Origin of the sequence: Arthrobacter sp. zg.Y820, assembly GCF_030125555.1 — a bacterium.
In the GTDB taxonomy this organism is placed as follows: domain Bacteria; phylum Actinomycetota; class Actinomycetes; order Actinomycetales; family Micrococcaceae; genus Arthrobacter_B.
The window spans coordinates 237,460-252,490 of the sequence record NZ_JASKLX010000010.1 but is presented as its reverse complement, the minus strand read 5'-3'; the positions used below and the strand labels follow the sequence as shown (position 1 = coordinate 252,490).

Genomic DNA, 15,031 nt, shown 5'->3' with positions numbered 1-15,031 from the left:
GGTGCCCCCGGCGTGCTCAAACCCGCCATAGCTGGTGACTTGAATCCGGGAGCGTCCGGACGGCCTTGCCCAGCCGCAGCCCCGGCCAGCCGCCGCTCCGGCAGCCGCCGGAACGTCAGCCGGCCGCCGGATCCTCGCCCGGCTCGACGGGTGTGTTGCTCGGCCCCACCTGGTCCACCGGGTTGGTCAGCGGAATGCCGGAGCCGTCCCGCCGCCCGTGCTCGGTGGGCAGCGCCCGGGCCACGCCGTTGGCGGCCGCGGCCTTCGCCGGACCGTGCCCGGCCCAGGCCACCACGAGCGCGTCCTCGCCCTTCAGGAACCGGTGCGCACGCACGCCGCCGGTGGCGCGCCCCTTCACCGGATACTCGGCAAATTCGGTCACCTTCACCGACCCGCCGGGCGTGCCCGGGATGGTCTCGCTGCCGGTGGAGACGGTGACGACGACGGCGGCCGGATCGTTCTGCGCCACCACACCGAAGAACAGCACCCGGTCATCGGCGCCGAGCTTAATGCCGGCCACCCCGCCGGCGGTGCGGCCCTGCGGCCGGACCTGCGCGGCGCTGAAGCGCAGCAGCTGGGCCTGCTCGGTGACAAACACCAGTTCATCGGTGTCCTGCGGCGCCACGCCCACACCCACCACCTCGTCCTTGGGCTTGAGCGTGATGGCTTCCCAATCGTCGCGGTTCAGCGGATAGTCGGGGTTGACCCGCTTCACGATGCCGTTGCGCGTGCCCAGGGCCACGATCTCGTTCAGCGGCACCAGCCCGATCAGCTTTTCGCCCTTGGTCAGGGTCATGAAGTCCTTGACCGGCACCCCGCCGGCCATGTTCGGCAGGCCCGACGTCGGCGGGAGGGCAGGCATGTCCAGCACCTGAACGCGGATCATCCGGCCCGACGACGTGAGCGCCCCGATCTCGCCGCGCGCGGTGGTCTTCACGACCGAGCGGAACACATCGTGCCGCACCCGCTGTCCCGCTTCGGTGAGCGGCTCCTGATTGGCGGTCCGGGCGAGCTGCCCCGAGGTGGTGAGGATGACCCAGCACGGATCATCGGCAATCTCCAGCGGCAGTGCGGCCTTGGCCCCCTTGCCGGTAACGGCGGGAGCAGCAGCGGCGCCCTTCAGGGGAGAGGAGGCCTCCGACTCCAGCAGCACCGTCCGGCGCGGAGTGGCGTACTTCGCGGCAACCTCGCCGAGCTCATCGGAGACCAGGGAGCGCAGCCGCGGCTCGGAGTCGAGGATCGCCTGCAGCTCCTTAATGGCCAGCAGCAGCTCGTCCTTTTCCTTCTCCAGTTCCAGGCGCGAGTACTTGGTGAGCTGGCGCAGCCGCAGCTCCAGGATGTGGTTGGCCTGGATCTCGGTCAGGTCATAGATGGCCATGAGGCGTTCGCGCGCCTGGGCCGTCTCGTCCGAGGAACGGATGATCTGGATGACCTCGTCAATGTCCACGATCGCAATGAGCAGGCCCTCGACCAGGTGCAGCCGGTCCTGCTTCTTGCGCAGCCGGTACGCCGTGCGCCGGCGGACGACACCGAGCCGGTGCGCCACATAGACCTGCAGCAGTTCCACCAGGCCCAGGGTCCGGGGCTGGCCGTCCACCAGGGTGACGTTGTTGATCCCGAAGGAATCTTCCATGGGGGTGTACTTGTACAGCTGGGCCAGCACCGCGTTGGGATTGAAGCCGTTCTTCAGCTCAATGACCAGGCGCAGGCCGTGGCTGCGGTCCGTGAGGTCCACGATGTCCGAGACGCCCTGCAGCTTCTTGGACGTCACCGCGTCCTTGATTTTCTCGATGACCTTTTCCGGGCCCACCATGTACGGCAGCTCGGTGACCACCAGGCCGGTGCGGCGGGCGGTCAGCTGTTCCACCTCCACCTTGGCCCGGGTCTTGAAGGAACCGCGGCCGGAGGCATAGGCGTCGCGGATGCCGTCCAGGCCCACGATCCGCCCGCCGCTGGGCAGGTCGGGGCCGGGGATGAAGCGCATCAGCTCGTCGAGCGTGGCGTCGGGGTTCGCGATCAGATGCTGCGTGGCGGCAATGACCTCGCCGAGGTTGTGCGGGGCCATGTTGGTGGCCATGCCCACGGCGATGCCCGCGGCGCCGTTGACCAGCAGGTTGGGGAACGCGGCGGGCAGCACTTCGGGCTGCATCAGCTGGTTGTCGTAGTTGGGAACGAAGTCCACCACGTCTTCGTCCAGATGATCCGTCAGCGTCAGTGCCGGCGCGGCGAGGCGCGCCTCCGTGTACCGCGCTGCGGCGGGGCCGTCGTCGAGCGAGCCGAAGTTGCCGTGCCCGTCGATCAGCGGCAGGCGCAGCGCCCAGCTCTGGGCCATGCGGACCATGGCGTCGTAGATGGCGGAGTCGCCGTGGGGATGGAGCTTGCCCATCACCTCGCCCACCACCCGGGCGGACTTCACATGGCCGCGGTCCGGGCGCAGGCCCATGTCCGCCATCATGTACAGGATGCGCCGCTGGACGGGCTTGAGGCCGTCCCGGGCATCGGGAAGGGCGCGCGAATAAATCACCGAGTACGCGTACTCGAGGAAGGAACCTTCCATCTCGGTGGTGACATCAATGTCGATGATGTTCTCGGCGATGATCTCGCCGGGTGCGGTTTTGGAGACGGTTTGGCGCCGGGCCATGCTGTTGTCGGGTCCTTGCATTGGTAGGGGATAACGGGTGTGCAGGATGCGGCGGCGCGGCGGCCGATGCGCCCTGCAGACAGCGGAGAAATTTTCCCACTACTCTGAGTCTATGGCGGAGCAGGGACATTACCCCGAATATTGGGAAGCTGACGTGGTGTTGCGGGACGGCGGCACCGGGCATTTGAGACCGGTGACACCGGCCGATGCGCCGGCCCTGCAGGAGTTCCACATGAAGCAGTCGCAGAGCTCGATCTATCTGCGGTTCTTCACCTACAAGGCCAAGCTCAGCAACAAGGAGCTGGCCCGGTTCACCAACGTGGACTACCGGGACCGCGTGGCGTTCGTCATCACCATCGGAGCCGAAATCATCGGGATCGGCCGCTACGACCGGCTCGACGACCCCACCGAAGCCGAAGTGGCGTTCAACATCTCGGACGGGCACCAGGGCCGCGGCCTGGGCTCGATCCTGCTGGAACACCTGGCGGCCGCGGCGCGGGAAAACGGCATCCGCCGGTTCTCCGCCGAGGTGCTCCCCGAGAACCGCAAGATGATCGGCGTCTTCGCCGACGCCGGCTACGAGGTCCGCCGGCACTTCGACGACGGCGTGATCGCGCTGGACTTCAACATCGACCCCACTGACAAGTCCCGGGCCGTCATGGAAGCGCGCGAACACCGCGCCGAGGCCCGCAGCGTCGCCGATCTGCTCTCCCCGTCCTCAGTGGCCGTCATCGGTGCCAGCCGCGAATGGGGCACCGTGGGCTACCAGCTGCTGGAACACATCATTGAAGGCGGATTCACCGGCTCCGTCTACGCCGTCAACCCGGAAGCCTTCGAACTGGCGGGCATGGTCTGCCACGCCCGGATCGCCGACGTGCCGGAACCGGTGCAGCTGGCCATCATTGCGGTGCCCTACGACCAGGTGCTCGGCGTCGCCGAGGAATGCGCCCGCGCCGGGGTCAAGGAACTGCTGGTTGCCACTGCAGGCTTCGCGAACGACGGCGAACGCGGCCTGGCCCGGCAGCGCCGCCTGGTGCGGCACGCCCGGGCCAACGGCATGCGCGTGGTCGGTCCGGCGTCGCTGGGCCTGATCAACACCCGCCCCGACGTCTCCCTGAACGCCTCCATGGCTCCGGCGATGCCGGCCAGGGGAGGGCTGGGCCTCTTCAGCCAGTCCGCGGGCATCGGGGTCCTGCTCTACGCCGCGGCACAGCGGCGCGGGCTGGGCCTGTCCTCGACCATCTCCGCCGGCAACCGCGCCGACGTCTCCGGCAACGATGCCATGCAGTACTGGGAGGACGACACCGACACCCGGGTGGTGGGCATGTACCTGGAGTCCGTGGGCAACCCGCGCAAGTTTTCCCGCATCGCCCGGCGGCTGGCCACCTCCAAACCCGTGATCGTCGCCAAATCCGACGTCACCGGGCTGCAGCTGCCGCCCGGGCACGCCGTGCGGACCACGCAGGCGCCGGCCGGGGCGCTGGACGCCATGCTGCGGCAGTCCGGAGTCATCCGCGTGAACACCAACGAACAGCTGATGGATGTCGTGCAGATCGCCGTCAGCCAGCCGCTGCCGGCGGGCCGCTCCCTGGCGGTGTTCAGCAACTCGGCAGCCCTGGGCCGGGTGGTCGCGGACGCGGCTCTCGGCCTGGACCTGGAGCTGGGCAGCCTGCAGACCGACCTCGTCCTGGACGCCGGCATGAGCGTGGCCCTGCCGCTGCTGCGTGCCACCGTCACCAAGACCCTCGCGGACGACGCCGTGCATGCCGCCGTCGTAACCCTGCTGCCCTCGCCGGGGCTGACGACGGAGAAGATCGCGCAGTGCCTGCAGGAGTGTGCCGCTGAAACCGGCAAGCCGGTTGTTGCCGCGTTCACTGGGATCATGGACCCGGGCGCCCACGTGGAGGGCATCCTGACTTCCGGCAGCTCCGGCAGCTCCGGGAGCACCGGGGAGGACGGGCGCCAGCCCGGCCTGCCCTGTTTCTCCAGCCCCGGTGCCGCCGTCGCTGCGCTCGCCTCCCTGGTCCGGTACACCGAATGGTCCGCCCGCGACCACGGTCACTTCATCGAGCCGGCCGGCGCCGATCCCGACGGCGCCCGCGCCTTCATCGACACGCTCCTGACCCGGGTGGCGGGGGACGGGCTGACCCGGCTGACCGCCGACGAAACCACCCGGCTGCTGCGCTTCTACGGGGTGGAACTGCTGCCGTCACTGCCCTTCACCAGCGGGGAGGAGGCGGTGGCGGCCGCCGACACGCTCGGCTGGCCGGTGGTCATCAAAACGATGGACGAGCACCTGCGGCACCGGCTGGACCTGGGCGGCGTGCGGCTGAACATTTCCACGCCGGAGGACCTGCTCACCAACATCGCGCAGATGAAGCAGGCGCTGGAACCCTACGGCAGCTTTGAACTCGAGGTGCAGTCCATGGCGCCGTCCGGGCAGGGCTGCATGGTCCGCGCGATTGAGGATCCGCTGCTGGGGCCGGTGCTGTCCTTCGGCCTGGCCGGGGATGCGGTGAACCTGCTGGACGACTGGGCGCACGGCATTCCGCCGCTGACGGACACCGACGTCGCGGACCTGGTGCGCGCACCCCGGGCCTCCGGAAAGCTGTTCGGCTATCAGGGGTTGCCCAAGGCCCATGTGGCTGCGCTGGAAGACCTGATCTCGCGGCTGGCGCTGCTCAAGGACGAGCACCCCGAGATTGCGCTGCTGGAAATCAACCCCGTGCTGGTGTCCACCACGGGTGTGACGGTCCTCAGCGCCGACGTCCGGCTCGGCAATCCGCAGCAGCGGACGGACAGCGCACGACGGGCGATGAGGGACTAGCCACACGGGCGGCACCAGGAGGAACCGGGAGATGCCGGACTAACTCGGATTGCTCCCGCGCGCCATTTAGGTACTGGGGCGCTCTCTGGGGGAAACTGGAAGCATGTCGCCGTTACTTTCCGCTGAACGCCGCAGCCTTGACGCTTCCATGGAGCGGGCAGGCTTTTACCCCACCCTTTTGGCCGACGTGGTCCACGATGCCCTGGACGGCCGTGAACCGCTCTCCCACATCATCCATCTGGAAACCCACTTCGAGCGCACCGAGGTGCACCGCCACATCACGGTGCTGGTGCTGACCGAGGACATGCTGGTGATCACCCATGTTGACGACCAGCAGCTGGACGACGCCGGTGAGCAGATGATGGCGCAGGTCTCCACCGAATCGGTGCCGGTCACCCAGATCCGCTCAGTGGTCCTGGGCTACATGTATGCCCAGCCGCAGGACTACAAGCCCTCGGACCAGGCCCGCGAGCTCACCCTGGCCATTGCCTGGTCCGGCGGCCAGCGCCTGGACATGGGACCGGCCGGCTGCGCCGATCCGCAGTGCGACGCCGACCACGGCTACACCGGCACCATCGCCCAGGAGGACATTGTGCTCCGGGTCAGTGCCGAGGCCGACGGCGCGCAGGCAGTGCAGAACGCCAAGGATTTCGCCCGCGCCCTGCGCAAGGTCAACACTGACACCGTCAATCTGCGGCCGGCGGAGCCCGGGGACTCCCGGCGCGTACCCGGCATCGGCAGCCGGTTCAACCGCACCCACCACCAGCGGTAAGGGCCCATGAACTTGCCCTCCGGAACAGGTCCCGGCGCCGTTGCCCCGTCCGGCACGGCCCCCGGCGAACCGCTGCCTCCCGCCCCGGGCTACGGCCGCAGCAGTGTTGCCGAGGTTCTCACCAGCTCGGCCGCCGTCCTCGGCGTCCCCGGCTTTGCCAATACCCTGAACCTGCCGGCCGCCAAGCGGGTCTGCGTGGTCATGGTGGACGGTTTGGGCTGGTCCCTGCTGAAGCAGCGCGGCGGCCACGCGCCGTTCCTGCGCAGCTTCCTGCCCGCCGGCCGCGTCCTTACTGCGGCTTTCCCCACCACCACGGCGGCCTCGCTCGCCTCGCTGGGCACCGGGCTGCCGCCCGGAGAACACGGCATGGTGGGCTATGACGTGCTGGATCCGGAGCAGGACAAGGTTGTCAATATGCTCGGGAACTGGGACTCCGGCGTTGATCCCCAGCGCTGGCAGCCGCATCCCACCGTTCTGGAACGGGTGGCGGAACACCTTCCGGTGGCCTCGGTCAGCCTGCCGCGGTTCGCCGATTCGGCGATGACCCGGGCCGCCCTGCGCGGCGGCACCTTCATCGGCGCCACCGGTGTCCATGCCCGGGTGGCAGCCGCTGCCGAAGCCCTGGCCGCATCCCCGCGCATGCTGATGTACCTGTACTGGAACGAATTGGACAAGGCCGGCCACAAGCACGGTGCCCAGTCCGCGCAGTGGGGCTTCCAGCTCGAGGAGCTGGACAGCGCCCTGAAGCTGCTGGCCGCCCGGCTGCCGGCCGACACGCTGCTGCTGCTGACGGCGGACCACGGCATGGTCGACATTGCTCCGGAGCACCGGTACGACTTTTCGGAAGACCCGGCGCTGATCGCCGGCGTGCGGCACACCGCGGGGGAGCCGCGGATGGTGCACCTGTACCTGGAACCCGACGCCGGCGCCCGGGAGCGGGAAACCCTGATGGCCGCCTGGCGCGCCGCCTACGGCAGCAAAATCTGGATCGCCACCCGGGAGGAAGCCGTCGCCGCCGGCTGGTTCGGGCCGGTCGTGAACGAGTCGGTGCTGCCGCGCATTGGCGACGTCCTTGTCCTGGCGCGCGAACCGATCGCCCTGTACGACCTTCGGCGCATGAAGGCCTCCTCCCTGGAAGTGGTGGGCCAGCACGGCTCCCTCACCCGGGCGGAGCGGGAAGTGCCGTTGCTGCAGCTGGCGGTGCCTGCTGCCCGGCGCAGTGCCGGAGCCCAGGGCCGGGGAAAGAAGTAACCGTGGCTGAGCTCGTCTTCTTTTCCGGAACCATGGACTGCGGCAAGTCAACGCTGGCGCTGCAGATGGATTACAACCACAGCGCCCGCGGCCGCGGCGGCATCCTGTTCAGCCGCAACGACCGCGCCGGGGACTCGGTGATTTCCTCCCGGCTCGGACTGCGCACTCCCGCGGTGGAGGTCACTGACAGCACTGACTTCTGGAACGAAGTAACGAACCGCCGCGGCGCCGGATTCGCCGTGGACTACCTCATCTGCGACGAGGCACAGTTCTACTCCGCCGAACAGGTGGAGCAGCTGGCCCGAGTGGTGGACGAACTGTGCGCGGATGTTTTTGCCTTCGGCATCACATCGGACTTCCGGACCCGGCTCTTCCCCGGATCCCAACGGCTGATTGAGCTGGCCGACCGGATGGAAGTGCTCCAGGTGCGCGCCCTGTGCTGGTGCGGCCGCAGAGCCACCCACAACGCCCGAACCGTGAACGGCATCATGGTGGTGGAGGGGGACCAGGTGGTGGTCGGAGACGTCGGAAAGCATGCTCCGGCGGCGGTGCCCGCGGAGTCCGCCCCCGTTGCGGAGGAGCCGTTGTTTGCCGCGGAGGCCGTACGGAGTGCGCCGGTGATCGGTTATGAAACCCTGTGCCGCCGGCACTACATGCGGCGGGTCACTGCACACAAAGCTGAATCGATTGCTGAGCTGGCACCCGGCTCCGCCACGGATCTCGACGTCTGCGCCGTGCCCCCGCGCGAAGCCTGAACCCCGGTTCCGGTCCTGCCGGGAGCCACTCCGCGGCAGGACGGCCGGTGTTCGGCTGGTGGGGACCGGGTGGAAGACTTGGCCAGACGTTGGAAGAGCTGGCTAGTCGCCCTTGGTGCCGAAGACGATGTCGTCCCAGCTGGGAACTGAGGAGCGCTTGGGCTTGATGCCCCGCCGGTCGGCGGAGTCTTCGCCCTTCGTTGCGTCGTCGGAGCCCGTGACATCGTTCTTCGGAGCGCCCGAACTCATCCGGTCCCAGGGGAAGTCGGTCCGGCCGCTCTTCCGTCCGGCGGGCTTGGCCTTGCCCCGGCCGGCCGGAGCGGCCCCGCTGTCGGGGGTTGCCTTAATGGACTCAGCCGCGGCAGGCGCCGCGGCCTTTTTGACCGCGGGGGCCTCGGGCGCCTCAGCACCGGCGGTCGCCTCAGTGCCGGTGCCGTCGTTGGCTTTGGCGATGTCGGCGGACGAAGAGGCCGGATCCATGCCGTTGCCGGAACCCTTGGCTGAATCCTTTCCGGAAGCAGCTGCTGTTTCGCCGCGGCGGCGGAACGGGCGGGCGAGGACACTGATTTCCCGGGTTCCCGGGTTGACGCCGTCCGACAAACGGAGCGAGTCCGGCGCATCGGGGGCCTCGATTGCCTCAGCGGCGGCCGGAGCCAGCGAAAGGCGTCCGGTGCGCGGGCGGCTGGAGCCGGCGTCGTCGAGCTCGGCGCGTCCGTCACGGGGATGGGCGGCCGGGATGACGCCCTTGGCCAGCAGGGTCGCCAGGGCATCGTCGCCGTCTTCATCAGCGCCGAGGCGCTGGCCGCGGCGGGACCGCAGGACCTCGAGCAGATTGTCGGTGTCCTCGTCGCCGTCCTCGGACGCGCCGTCGGTCTCCGCCGGTGGCACGGCCTCGAAATCAAAAACCCGGTCGGCGACGGCGGTGAGCCGGCGGGACGGCACGGGGGAGTCCAGCGGTTCCAGCTCGCTGAGCAGCTGGGCCCAACGGTTGGAGTTGGAGACGCTCTTGCGCAGCGGGCTGAATGTCCAGCGGGCCGGGGGTTCCTCGCCCACCGACACCTGGGAGTCGTTCCCCAAGTCGAAGCGCGCCACGACGTCCCAGGTGGAATCCGGACGCCGCCAGGCATCCCATTCCACGCTGTCAGGGTCCACGCCGAAGGCCTTGAGCCGGTGGTTGACCATGTCGCCCAGATTGACAGGGCTGTCACCGAAGGTGCTGCGGTAGCCGTCATGGGTCGCTGAGAGGGGGGCGGCAACTTCGACGCCCTGGGCCTGGCGGGCCACATAATCGCGTTCCGCGCGAACGGGACCCTCGTAGCGTCGGATGTGGGCAAGGTCCAGGCCCGAGATCTCCGCGACCTCTTCTGCGCTGGCGCCGGACCGGATGCGCGCCTGGATGTCACGCGGAGTCATGGCCGGGCCCTCGGGCCGTTCTGCCGCTGACGTGGAGCGGTGCACCGGTCGGGATACTGCCACCCTGAGCGCTTCGTCCATCCGAAGCCGGAATGTTTCCCCACCTTTACCGCTGAGCAGCAAATGCTCGCCACCCTCATGGACACCCACGAGACGTAGATCCTGCATGAACCAATCCTCCACCCGTTAGCAATACCTTCTTGAAACAATGCCATCCGGAAGGCCGAACGCCTACTGTTTGCAAGGGTGTGGCGCGGTTCGGCTGCTCACGGCGGCCTGTTCTGAAGCCTGGGCTGCGTCCCGGGTTTTCACGTTTGCCGGGTTCAGCGCCGGGGCAGGGCTCAACTGTGGCTATTTTCTCCACCCTCAGCAAAAATCTCTGGTTTACGGGCACAAAAGGGAACGCCATGGCGTTGATACCTCCGAGCCAAAGAAGCAAGCTGGTCTAGCTACCGGCTGCAGCTCATTCAACCCACAAGACTCGACCGGATGGTGAGAGTACGGATTATGGCGACTGACTACGATGCGCCGCGCAAGACAGACGAGGACATCAGCGAAGAATCCCTGGAGGAACTAAAGACCCGCCGGACCGCCGGCACGCAGTCGGCGGTCGTGGATGAAGACGAGGCCGAGGTCGCTGACAGCTTTGAGCTCCCCGGAGCGGACCTTTCCGGGGAGGAACTGCTGGTGCGGGTGCTGCCCGCGCAGGCTGACGAATTTACCTGTGCCTCCTGCTTCCTGGTGCGGCACCGGTCCCAGATCGCGGCGGAGAAGGACGGGCTGTACTACTGCATCGACTGCGAGGGGTGATGCCCGCACGGTTCAGGCAGCACCCGGACGGGTCCGGGGCTGCCTTCCCCCTTGCCGGTTCGGGATGCGAAGGCTAGCTGCTGAGCGCCTGAACCAGGTCTTCGGGGTGGCGGGTGGACGTCAGCCAGTACGGGGTGCGGTCAGCGGGATCAGTGATTTCGATTCGGACCACCGGCGAAATCCAGCCGCGGAAACACATGAAGGCAGTGCCGTTGAGCCCGCGGCCGCGCTGGAACGTCGCCTCGTCCCCGCGGAAGCCCTCCACCGTTCCGATGTAGCGCCGTTCGATTTCCGCCCGGCCCACCTGGAGGGTGTCGGCGGTAACCCGAATGACGGGCGTGCTGACCAGCAGCATGGTGGTAATGATGATCAACACGACAACGGCAGCGATGATCCCGGCCTCCAAGCTCACCGGCAGGAGGACGAGGATGCTTGCGCACGAGGCAAAGAGGACGAGCAGCCAGACGCCGAACGAGGGCAGGAGCCGCTCGGAGTACAGCACGGTGTCGGGGGACGTCTGGGCAGAGGGGGATGACATGACTCCAGCTTGGCACCTTTGGCCCGGCATTTCATCTTGGGGCCCGGCCGGGAGAAACGGGCCGCACGGCGTACGGAGAAGCGGCAGGAAAACGCGCTAAAGTGAGGTGCGGTATTCCCGGGCTACTTCCGGGGTGCGTGCGCGGCTCCCCGCGGGAAGCAACCCGCAGGAAGCAACCCGCAGGACCACACGAGGATCACACGAGGGAAGTCGGAGACACCGGTGCTTGAAACAGCCCCCACTATGACCGTGCAGCTGAAAATGCTCGACGACGGGCTGGAACCGCCGTCGTACGCGCATCCCGGCGACGCCGGCGCCGACCTTCGCACGCGCATTGATTTTGTGCTGGAGCCGGGTGAGCGGCTGCTCGTTCCCACCGGGGTGGCACTGGCGCTTCCCTTCGGTTACGCGGCGTTCATTCATCCGCGCTCCGGCCTGGCCACAAAGCACGGCCTGACGGTGGTCAACGCTCCCGGAACTGTCGACGCCGGTTACCGCGGCGAGATCAGCGTTACGCTGCTGAATACCGACAAGTCCCGGCCGATCAGTCTGAACCGGGGGGACAGGATTGCCCAGATGGTGATCCAGCGGGTGGAGACGGCTTCGTTTGAGCTGGTGGACGAGCTGTCCGACTCCGTTCGCGGCACCGGCGGATTCGGTTCCACCGGCGGTTTTACAGCACTGCCTGCCTAGAGCGGCTGTCCGGGGGGTCAGCAGTGTGCGGCCCTCCCTATGAGAGAGAGGAACCCGGTCATGGCATTTGGGCGACTGAAGAAGAACAAGCAGGACAAGCAGGAACAAGACACGCAGGACCAGGAAGGTCCGGAACAGAACAGGCAGGGGAACGACGGCGCCAAGTCGCCGTCCGCCGCCGCCTCCGGCGCGGCTGAAGCCGACGGCGGAACGCCCGCGACCGGCCCCTGGGATGCCGCGGACAAGCCGTCCGACGAGGGCTATGTTGACCTGGGTGCCCTGCGCATTGCCTCGGCCGATGGCCTTCAGCTGCGTCTTGAGGTGGAGGAGAAAACCCAGCGGGTGGTGGCAGTGACGCTGGACCTGGACGGATCGAGCCTGCAGCTGCAGGCCTTCGCTGCTCCGCGTTCCGAGACCCTGTGGGATGACATCCGCGGCCAGATCGGCACATCGGTGGGGTCGCAGGGAGGCACCGTAGATGAGCTCGACGGCGTTTTCGGCACCGAGCTGCTGGCCAAGGTTCCGGCTCAGGCCCAGGACGGGTCCAAGGGATACCGAGTGGCCCGCTTTGTGGGCGTTGACGGTCCGCGCTGGTTCCTCCGCGGCGTGTTCGGCGGCCCCGCGGCCCTCGACCCGCAGGCTGCCGGTCCGCTGGAAGAGGTCTTCCGGAACGTCGTCGTCGTCCGAGGCGAGCAGCCGCTGCCGCCGCGGGACCTGCTGCAGCTGCGACTGCCGCGCGATGCTTCGCCGCTGCCGCGGGCCGCCGACGGCAGCGCCCGTCCCGGTCCGCCGAAGCGCGGACCCGAGATTACGACCATCGGCTGACCTGGTGCCCTCGAACCGCCCGGCCTCGCCGGGAAGCCGGGATGAGCCGGTCCCCGTCAGCGCTGTTCCGCAGCGCGGCCGTGTCTACAGCGGCGGCTATGTGCAGTCCATTACCGTGGTTCCGGCAACGGATCCGCCGCGTTTCACCGCCATGGTGGAGGACGTGGACGCGGTATACCGCGACCCGATGTCCCGCAAGGTACAGCCGAAGGTCCGGCTGGTGTGGGTTGGCCAGCGCCGCGTTCCCGGAGTTGTTGCCGGCACCCGGCTCGCCTTCGAGGGCATGGTCAGCACGGTGGACAGCTACCCCACCATCTTTAATCCACGCTACGAAATTATCGGACGTCCGGAGAACGAGACATGACTGATCGAACCGGCAGCGAACTGCCCGACAGCCCGCAGGAGCCGTCCTTCGGCGACGTTGCCGGCGCCTACGCGGCCAAGGCCGGGGTGGAACGCGGCGATGACGGGCAAATCGATGTCCTCAAGTCGGTCGGCGGAGTCCGCGGCCTGGCCGAGGCCATCGTCCCCGGGCTCCTGTTCACGCTGATCTTTACGCTCACATCCGGGCTGTATGTCTCATTGGGGGCGGCCGTGGCCTCGGCTGCCGTGTTCTCAGTGGCCAACCTGGTCCAGAAGCGCCCGTTGATGCAGTCCCTCACCGGAGTGATCGGCGTCGTGATCTGTGCCGTTGTGGCGCTGCGCAGCGGAAGCGGGACCGAGTTCTTCCTTCCCGGCTTCTTCCTCAACGCCGGCTACATCCTGGCGTTCATCGTGTCCATCGCCGTCCGCTGGCCCGTGGCCGGACTCCTGTTCGGCTTCATCCGGGGCGAGAACCTGGAATGGCACGCCGACCGCAAGCGGATCCGCGCCTATGCACTGGCGACGTGGATCATCATTGCCGTGTTCGCGCTTCGGCTGGCCGTGCAGCTGCCGCTCTACCTGGCCGACAACGTGGCCGCGCTGGGCACGATGCGCCTGGCCATGGGCGTGCCGCTGTATGCGCTGGGCCTGTGGCTGGCGTGGATGGTTTCGCGCCCGCTGACGCCCCGGGACGTTTCGGAGCGCCAGCCCGGCTAACTCAGTGCGGCCAACTCAGGCCGGCCAACTCAGGTCCGGCTAGCCGGGCCCGTCGGGGAGCAGCACCGCACGCAGCTGGTCCTCGGCCGCAATCGTGCAGATGAAGAACAGCTCATCCCCGGCTTCGATCACGTCATCGTTGCTCGGAGTGATCGGGGCATCGTCGCGCAGAATCGCCGTGACCGTGGTGTCCATCGGCCAGTCGATCGAACCGAGCGTCTTGCCGGTAAGCGGTGAATCCGCCGGAACCGTGAACTCCACCATGGAAGCCACTCCGCTCTGCAGTGTCAGCAGCCGCACCAGGTCGCCCACTTCCACTGCCTCCTCCACCAGTGCGGTCATCAGGCGCGGAGTGTTCACGGCGACGTCGACGCCCCAGGAATCATCGAACATCCAGTCGTTCTTGGGGTTGTTCACCCGGCCCACCGTGCGGGCCACGCCGAATTCGCTCTTCGCCAGCAGCGACACCACCAGATTGACCTTGTCGTCACCGGTGGCGGAGACCATGACGTCGGCCTCGTCCAGATTGGCGTCCTTCAGAGTGGTCAGCTCGCACGCGTCACCGATGAGCCACTGGGCATCCACCAGCCCGCTTCGCGCCATCACCTCGGGCTTCTCATCGATGAGAAGGACCTGGTGGCGGTGCGAGAGGAGTTCCTTGGCAATCGAGGACCCGACGCTGCCGGCTCCGGCAATGACGACTTTCACTGGTTCTCCTTATAAGGCGGTACGGAGAGGATGCGGCTGATTTCGCTGGTGCGCTCCACGTTCATCATCGCGTGCAGCACGTCGCCCTGCTGGTAGCTGGTGTCGGGACGGGGGAGCGTTCCCTCGCCGAAGCGGGTGACATAGGCAATGCGGACCCCGGCTGCCTGTTCGATTCCGCTCAGCGTGGTGCCGAGCCAGCCCTCGTGCAGTGACAACTCGCCCAGGATCAGGCGGCCGGAGGACTCCCGGAAATCACCGTTGATGCTCTGCTCCGGCAGGATGCGCCGCAGCACCTGGTCCGCGCTCCACCGGACGGCGGCGACGGTGGGGATGCCAAGCCGCTGGTAGATCTCGGCGCGGCCGGGGTCGTAGATCCGGGCCACCACGTGCGGCACATGGAAGGTCTCGCGGGCGACGCGGGTGGCAAGAATGTTGGAATTATCACCCGAGGAAACGGCCGCAAAGGCGTACGCCTCCTTGATCCCCGCCTCAGTCAGGGTGGTGCGGTCAAAGCCGACGCCGGTGACCCTCCGGCCCGTGAAGGTGCTGCGCAGACGCCGGAAGGCCCTTTCATCCTGGTCAATGACGGCCACCGTGTGCCCGGCATTGTCCAGCGTGTGGGCCAGTGACACGCCAACGCGTCCACACCCCATGATGACGTAGTGGGCCACCTGCTACCTCGGTTCCTGATGATCGATAACGAAAAAAGCCAAAGCGC

14 protein-coding genes are annotated in these 15,031 nt (G+C 67.7%); 9 read left to right on the top strand and 5 right to left on the bottom strand.

Translation table 11 applies throughout. The annotated features are described in order from the left end of the window. Window positions 1-115: 115 nt before the first annotated feature. A complete protein-coding gene (locus tag QNN99_RS13210; protein ID WP_229966919.1) occupies window positions 116-2,641 on the bottom strand; it encodes a DNA gyrase/topoisomerase IV subunit A in 2,526 nt (841 codons plus the stop codon). A gap of 112 nt (window positions 2,642-2,753) precedes the next feature. On the opposite strand from QNN99_RS13210, the gene QNN99_RS13205 reads away from it, so the two are divergent. The 4 genes from QNN99_RS13205 to QNN99_RS13190 all read left to right on the top strand — a co-directional run bounded on the left by QNN99_RS13205 (window position 2,754) and on the right by QNN99_RS13190 (window position 8,246). Further along, on the top strand, window positions 2,754-5,468 hold the full coding sequence (locus QNN99_RS13205) for a bifunctional acetate--CoA ligase family protein/GNAT family N-acetyltransferase (protein WP_229966918.1): 2,715 nt from the start codon (window positions 2,754-2,756) through the stop codon (window positions 5,466-5,468). Window positions 5,469-5,571: 103 nt separating this feature from the next. Next, window positions 5,572-6,240 carry a DUF5998 family protein gene (locus QNN99_RS13200; protein ID WP_229966917.1) on the top strand — a complete coding sequence of 223 codons (669 nt, stop codon included), beginning with the start codon at window positions 5,572-5,574 and terminating at the stop codon, window positions 6,238-6,240. Between the two features lie 6 nt (window positions 6,241-6,246). Beyond that, complete coding sequence (locus tag QNN99_RS13195) at window positions 6,247-7,491, top strand: alkaline phosphatase family protein (RefSeq protein WP_229966916.1); 1,245 nt, start codon at window positions 6,247-6,249, stop codon at window positions 7,489-7,491. 2 nt (window positions 7,492-7,493) lie between these two features. Next, on the top strand, window positions 7,494-8,246 hold the full coding sequence (locus QNN99_RS13190; RefSeq protein ID WP_229966915.1) for a thymidine kinase: 753 nt from the start codon (window positions 7,494-7,496) through the stop codon (window positions 8,244-8,246). 102 nt (window positions 8,247-8,348) lie between these two features. Here the strand turns inward: QNN99_RS13190 and sepH are convergent, their stop codons facing one another. Next, window positions 8,349-9,827, bottom strand: coding sequence for a septation protein SepH (gene sepH / locus QNN99_RS13185; RefSeq protein WP_229966914.1), 1,479 nt, complete (start codon window positions 9,825-9,827; stop codon window positions 8,349-8,351). 339 nt (window positions 9,828-10,166) lie between these two features. Here sepH and QNN99_RS13180 point away from each other — a divergent pair, with 339 nt between their 5' ends. Further along, window positions 10,167-10,469, top strand: coding sequence for a DUF4193 domain-containing protein (locus QNN99_RS13180; protein WP_229966913.1), 303 nt, complete (start codon window positions 10,167-10,169; stop codon window positions 10,467-10,469). Window positions 10,470-10,542: 73 nt separating this feature from the next. Here QNN99_RS13180 and QNN99_RS13175 read toward each other — a convergent pair whose 3' ends face one another. Then, window positions 10,543-11,007, bottom strand: coding sequence for a DUF3093 domain-containing protein (locus QNN99_RS13175; RefSeq protein ID WP_229966912.1), 465 nt, complete (start codon window positions 11,005-11,007; stop codon window positions 10,543-10,545). Between the two features lie 243 nt (window positions 11,008-11,250). On the opposite strand from QNN99_RS13175, the gene dut reads away from it, so the two are divergent. From dut to QNN99_RS13155, 4 genes are read left to right on the top strand one after another with little or no spacing between them, the layout of a single operon-like run. Then, window positions 11,251-11,700, top strand: a complete 450-nt coding sequence (gene dut, locus QNN99_RS13170; RefSeq protein ID WP_229967001.1) for a dUTP diphosphatase — start codon at window positions 11,251-11,253, stop codon at window positions 11,698-11,700. Between the two features lie 60 nt (window positions 11,701-11,760). Further along, window positions 11,761-12,525, top strand: coding sequence for a DUF3710 domain-containing protein (locus QNN99_RS13165; protein ID WP_229966911.1), 765 nt, complete (start codon window positions 11,761-11,763; stop codon window positions 12,523-12,525). A gap of 4 nt (window positions 12,526-12,529) precedes the next feature. Continuing rightward, window positions 12,530-12,889: a hypothetical protein gene (locus QNN99_RS13160; RefSeq protein ID WP_229966910.1), complete on the top strand. Its 360-nt coding sequence runs from the start codon at window positions 12,530-12,532 to the stop codon at window positions 12,887-12,889. Then, window positions 12,886-13,605, top strand: a complete 720-nt coding sequence (locus QNN99_RS13155; RefSeq protein ID WP_229966909.1) for a DUF3159 domain-containing protein — start codon at window positions 12,886-12,888, stop codon at window positions 13,603-13,605. Before QNN99_RS13160 ends, QNN99_RS13155 begins: the two co-directional genes overlap by 4 nt. A gap of 39 nt (window positions 13,606-13,644) precedes the next feature. Here QNN99_RS13155 and QNN99_RS13150 read toward each other — a convergent pair whose 3' ends face one another. After that, window positions 13,645-14,313: a potassium channel family protein gene (locus QNN99_RS13150; RefSeq protein ID WP_229966908.1), complete on the bottom strand. Its 669-nt coding sequence runs from the start codon at window positions 14,311-14,313 to the stop codon at window positions 13,645-13,647. Continuing rightward, a complete protein-coding gene (locus QNN99_RS13145) occupies window positions 14,310-14,984 on the bottom strand; it encodes a potassium channel family protein (RefSeq protein WP_229966907.1) in 675 nt (224 codons plus the stop codon). Before QNN99_RS13145 ends, QNN99_RS13150 begins: the two co-directional genes overlap by 4 nt. Between the last annotated feature and the right edge of the window lie 47 nt (window positions 14,985-15,031).

Coding starts and splice junctions, on each gene's coding strand:
- QNN99_RS13210 (WP_229966919.1), bottom strand. CDS start 2,641: ATGGCCCGGCGCCAAACCGTCTCCAAAACCGCACCCGGCGAGATCATC.
- QNN99_RS13205 (WP_229966918.1), top strand. CDS start 2,754: ATGGCGGAGCAGGGACATTACCCCGAATATTGGGAAGCTGACGTGGTG.
- QNN99_RS13200 (WP_229966917.1), top strand. CDS start 5,572: ATGTCGCCGTTACTTTCCGCTGAACGCCGCAGCCTTGACGCTTCCATG.
- QNN99_RS13195 (WP_229966916.1), top strand. CDS start 6,247: ATGAACTTGCCCTCCGGAACAGGTCCCGGCGCCGTTGCCCCGTCCGGC.
- sepH (WP_229966914.1), bottom strand. CDS start 9,827: ATGCAGGATCTACGTCTCGTGGGTGTCCATGAGGGTGGCGAGCATTTG.
- QNN99_RS13180 (WP_229966913.1), top strand. CDS start 10,167: ATGGCGACTGACTACGATGCGCCGCGCAAGACAGACGAGGACATCAGC.
- QNN99_RS13175 (WP_229966912.1), bottom strand. CDS start 11,007: ATGTCATCCCCCTCTGCCCAGACGTCCCCCGACACCGTGCTGTACTCC.
- dut (WP_229967001.1), top strand. CDS start 11,251: ATGACCGTGCAGCTGAAAATGCTCGACGACGGGCTGGAACCGCCGTCG.
- QNN99_RS13165 (WP_229966911.1), top strand. CDS start 11,761: ATGGCATTTGGGCGACTGAAGAAGAACAAGCAGGACAAGCAGGAACAA.
- QNN99_RS13155 (WP_229966909.1), top strand. CDS start 12,886: ATGACTGATCGAACCGGCAGCGAACTGCCCGACAGCCCGCAGGAGCCG.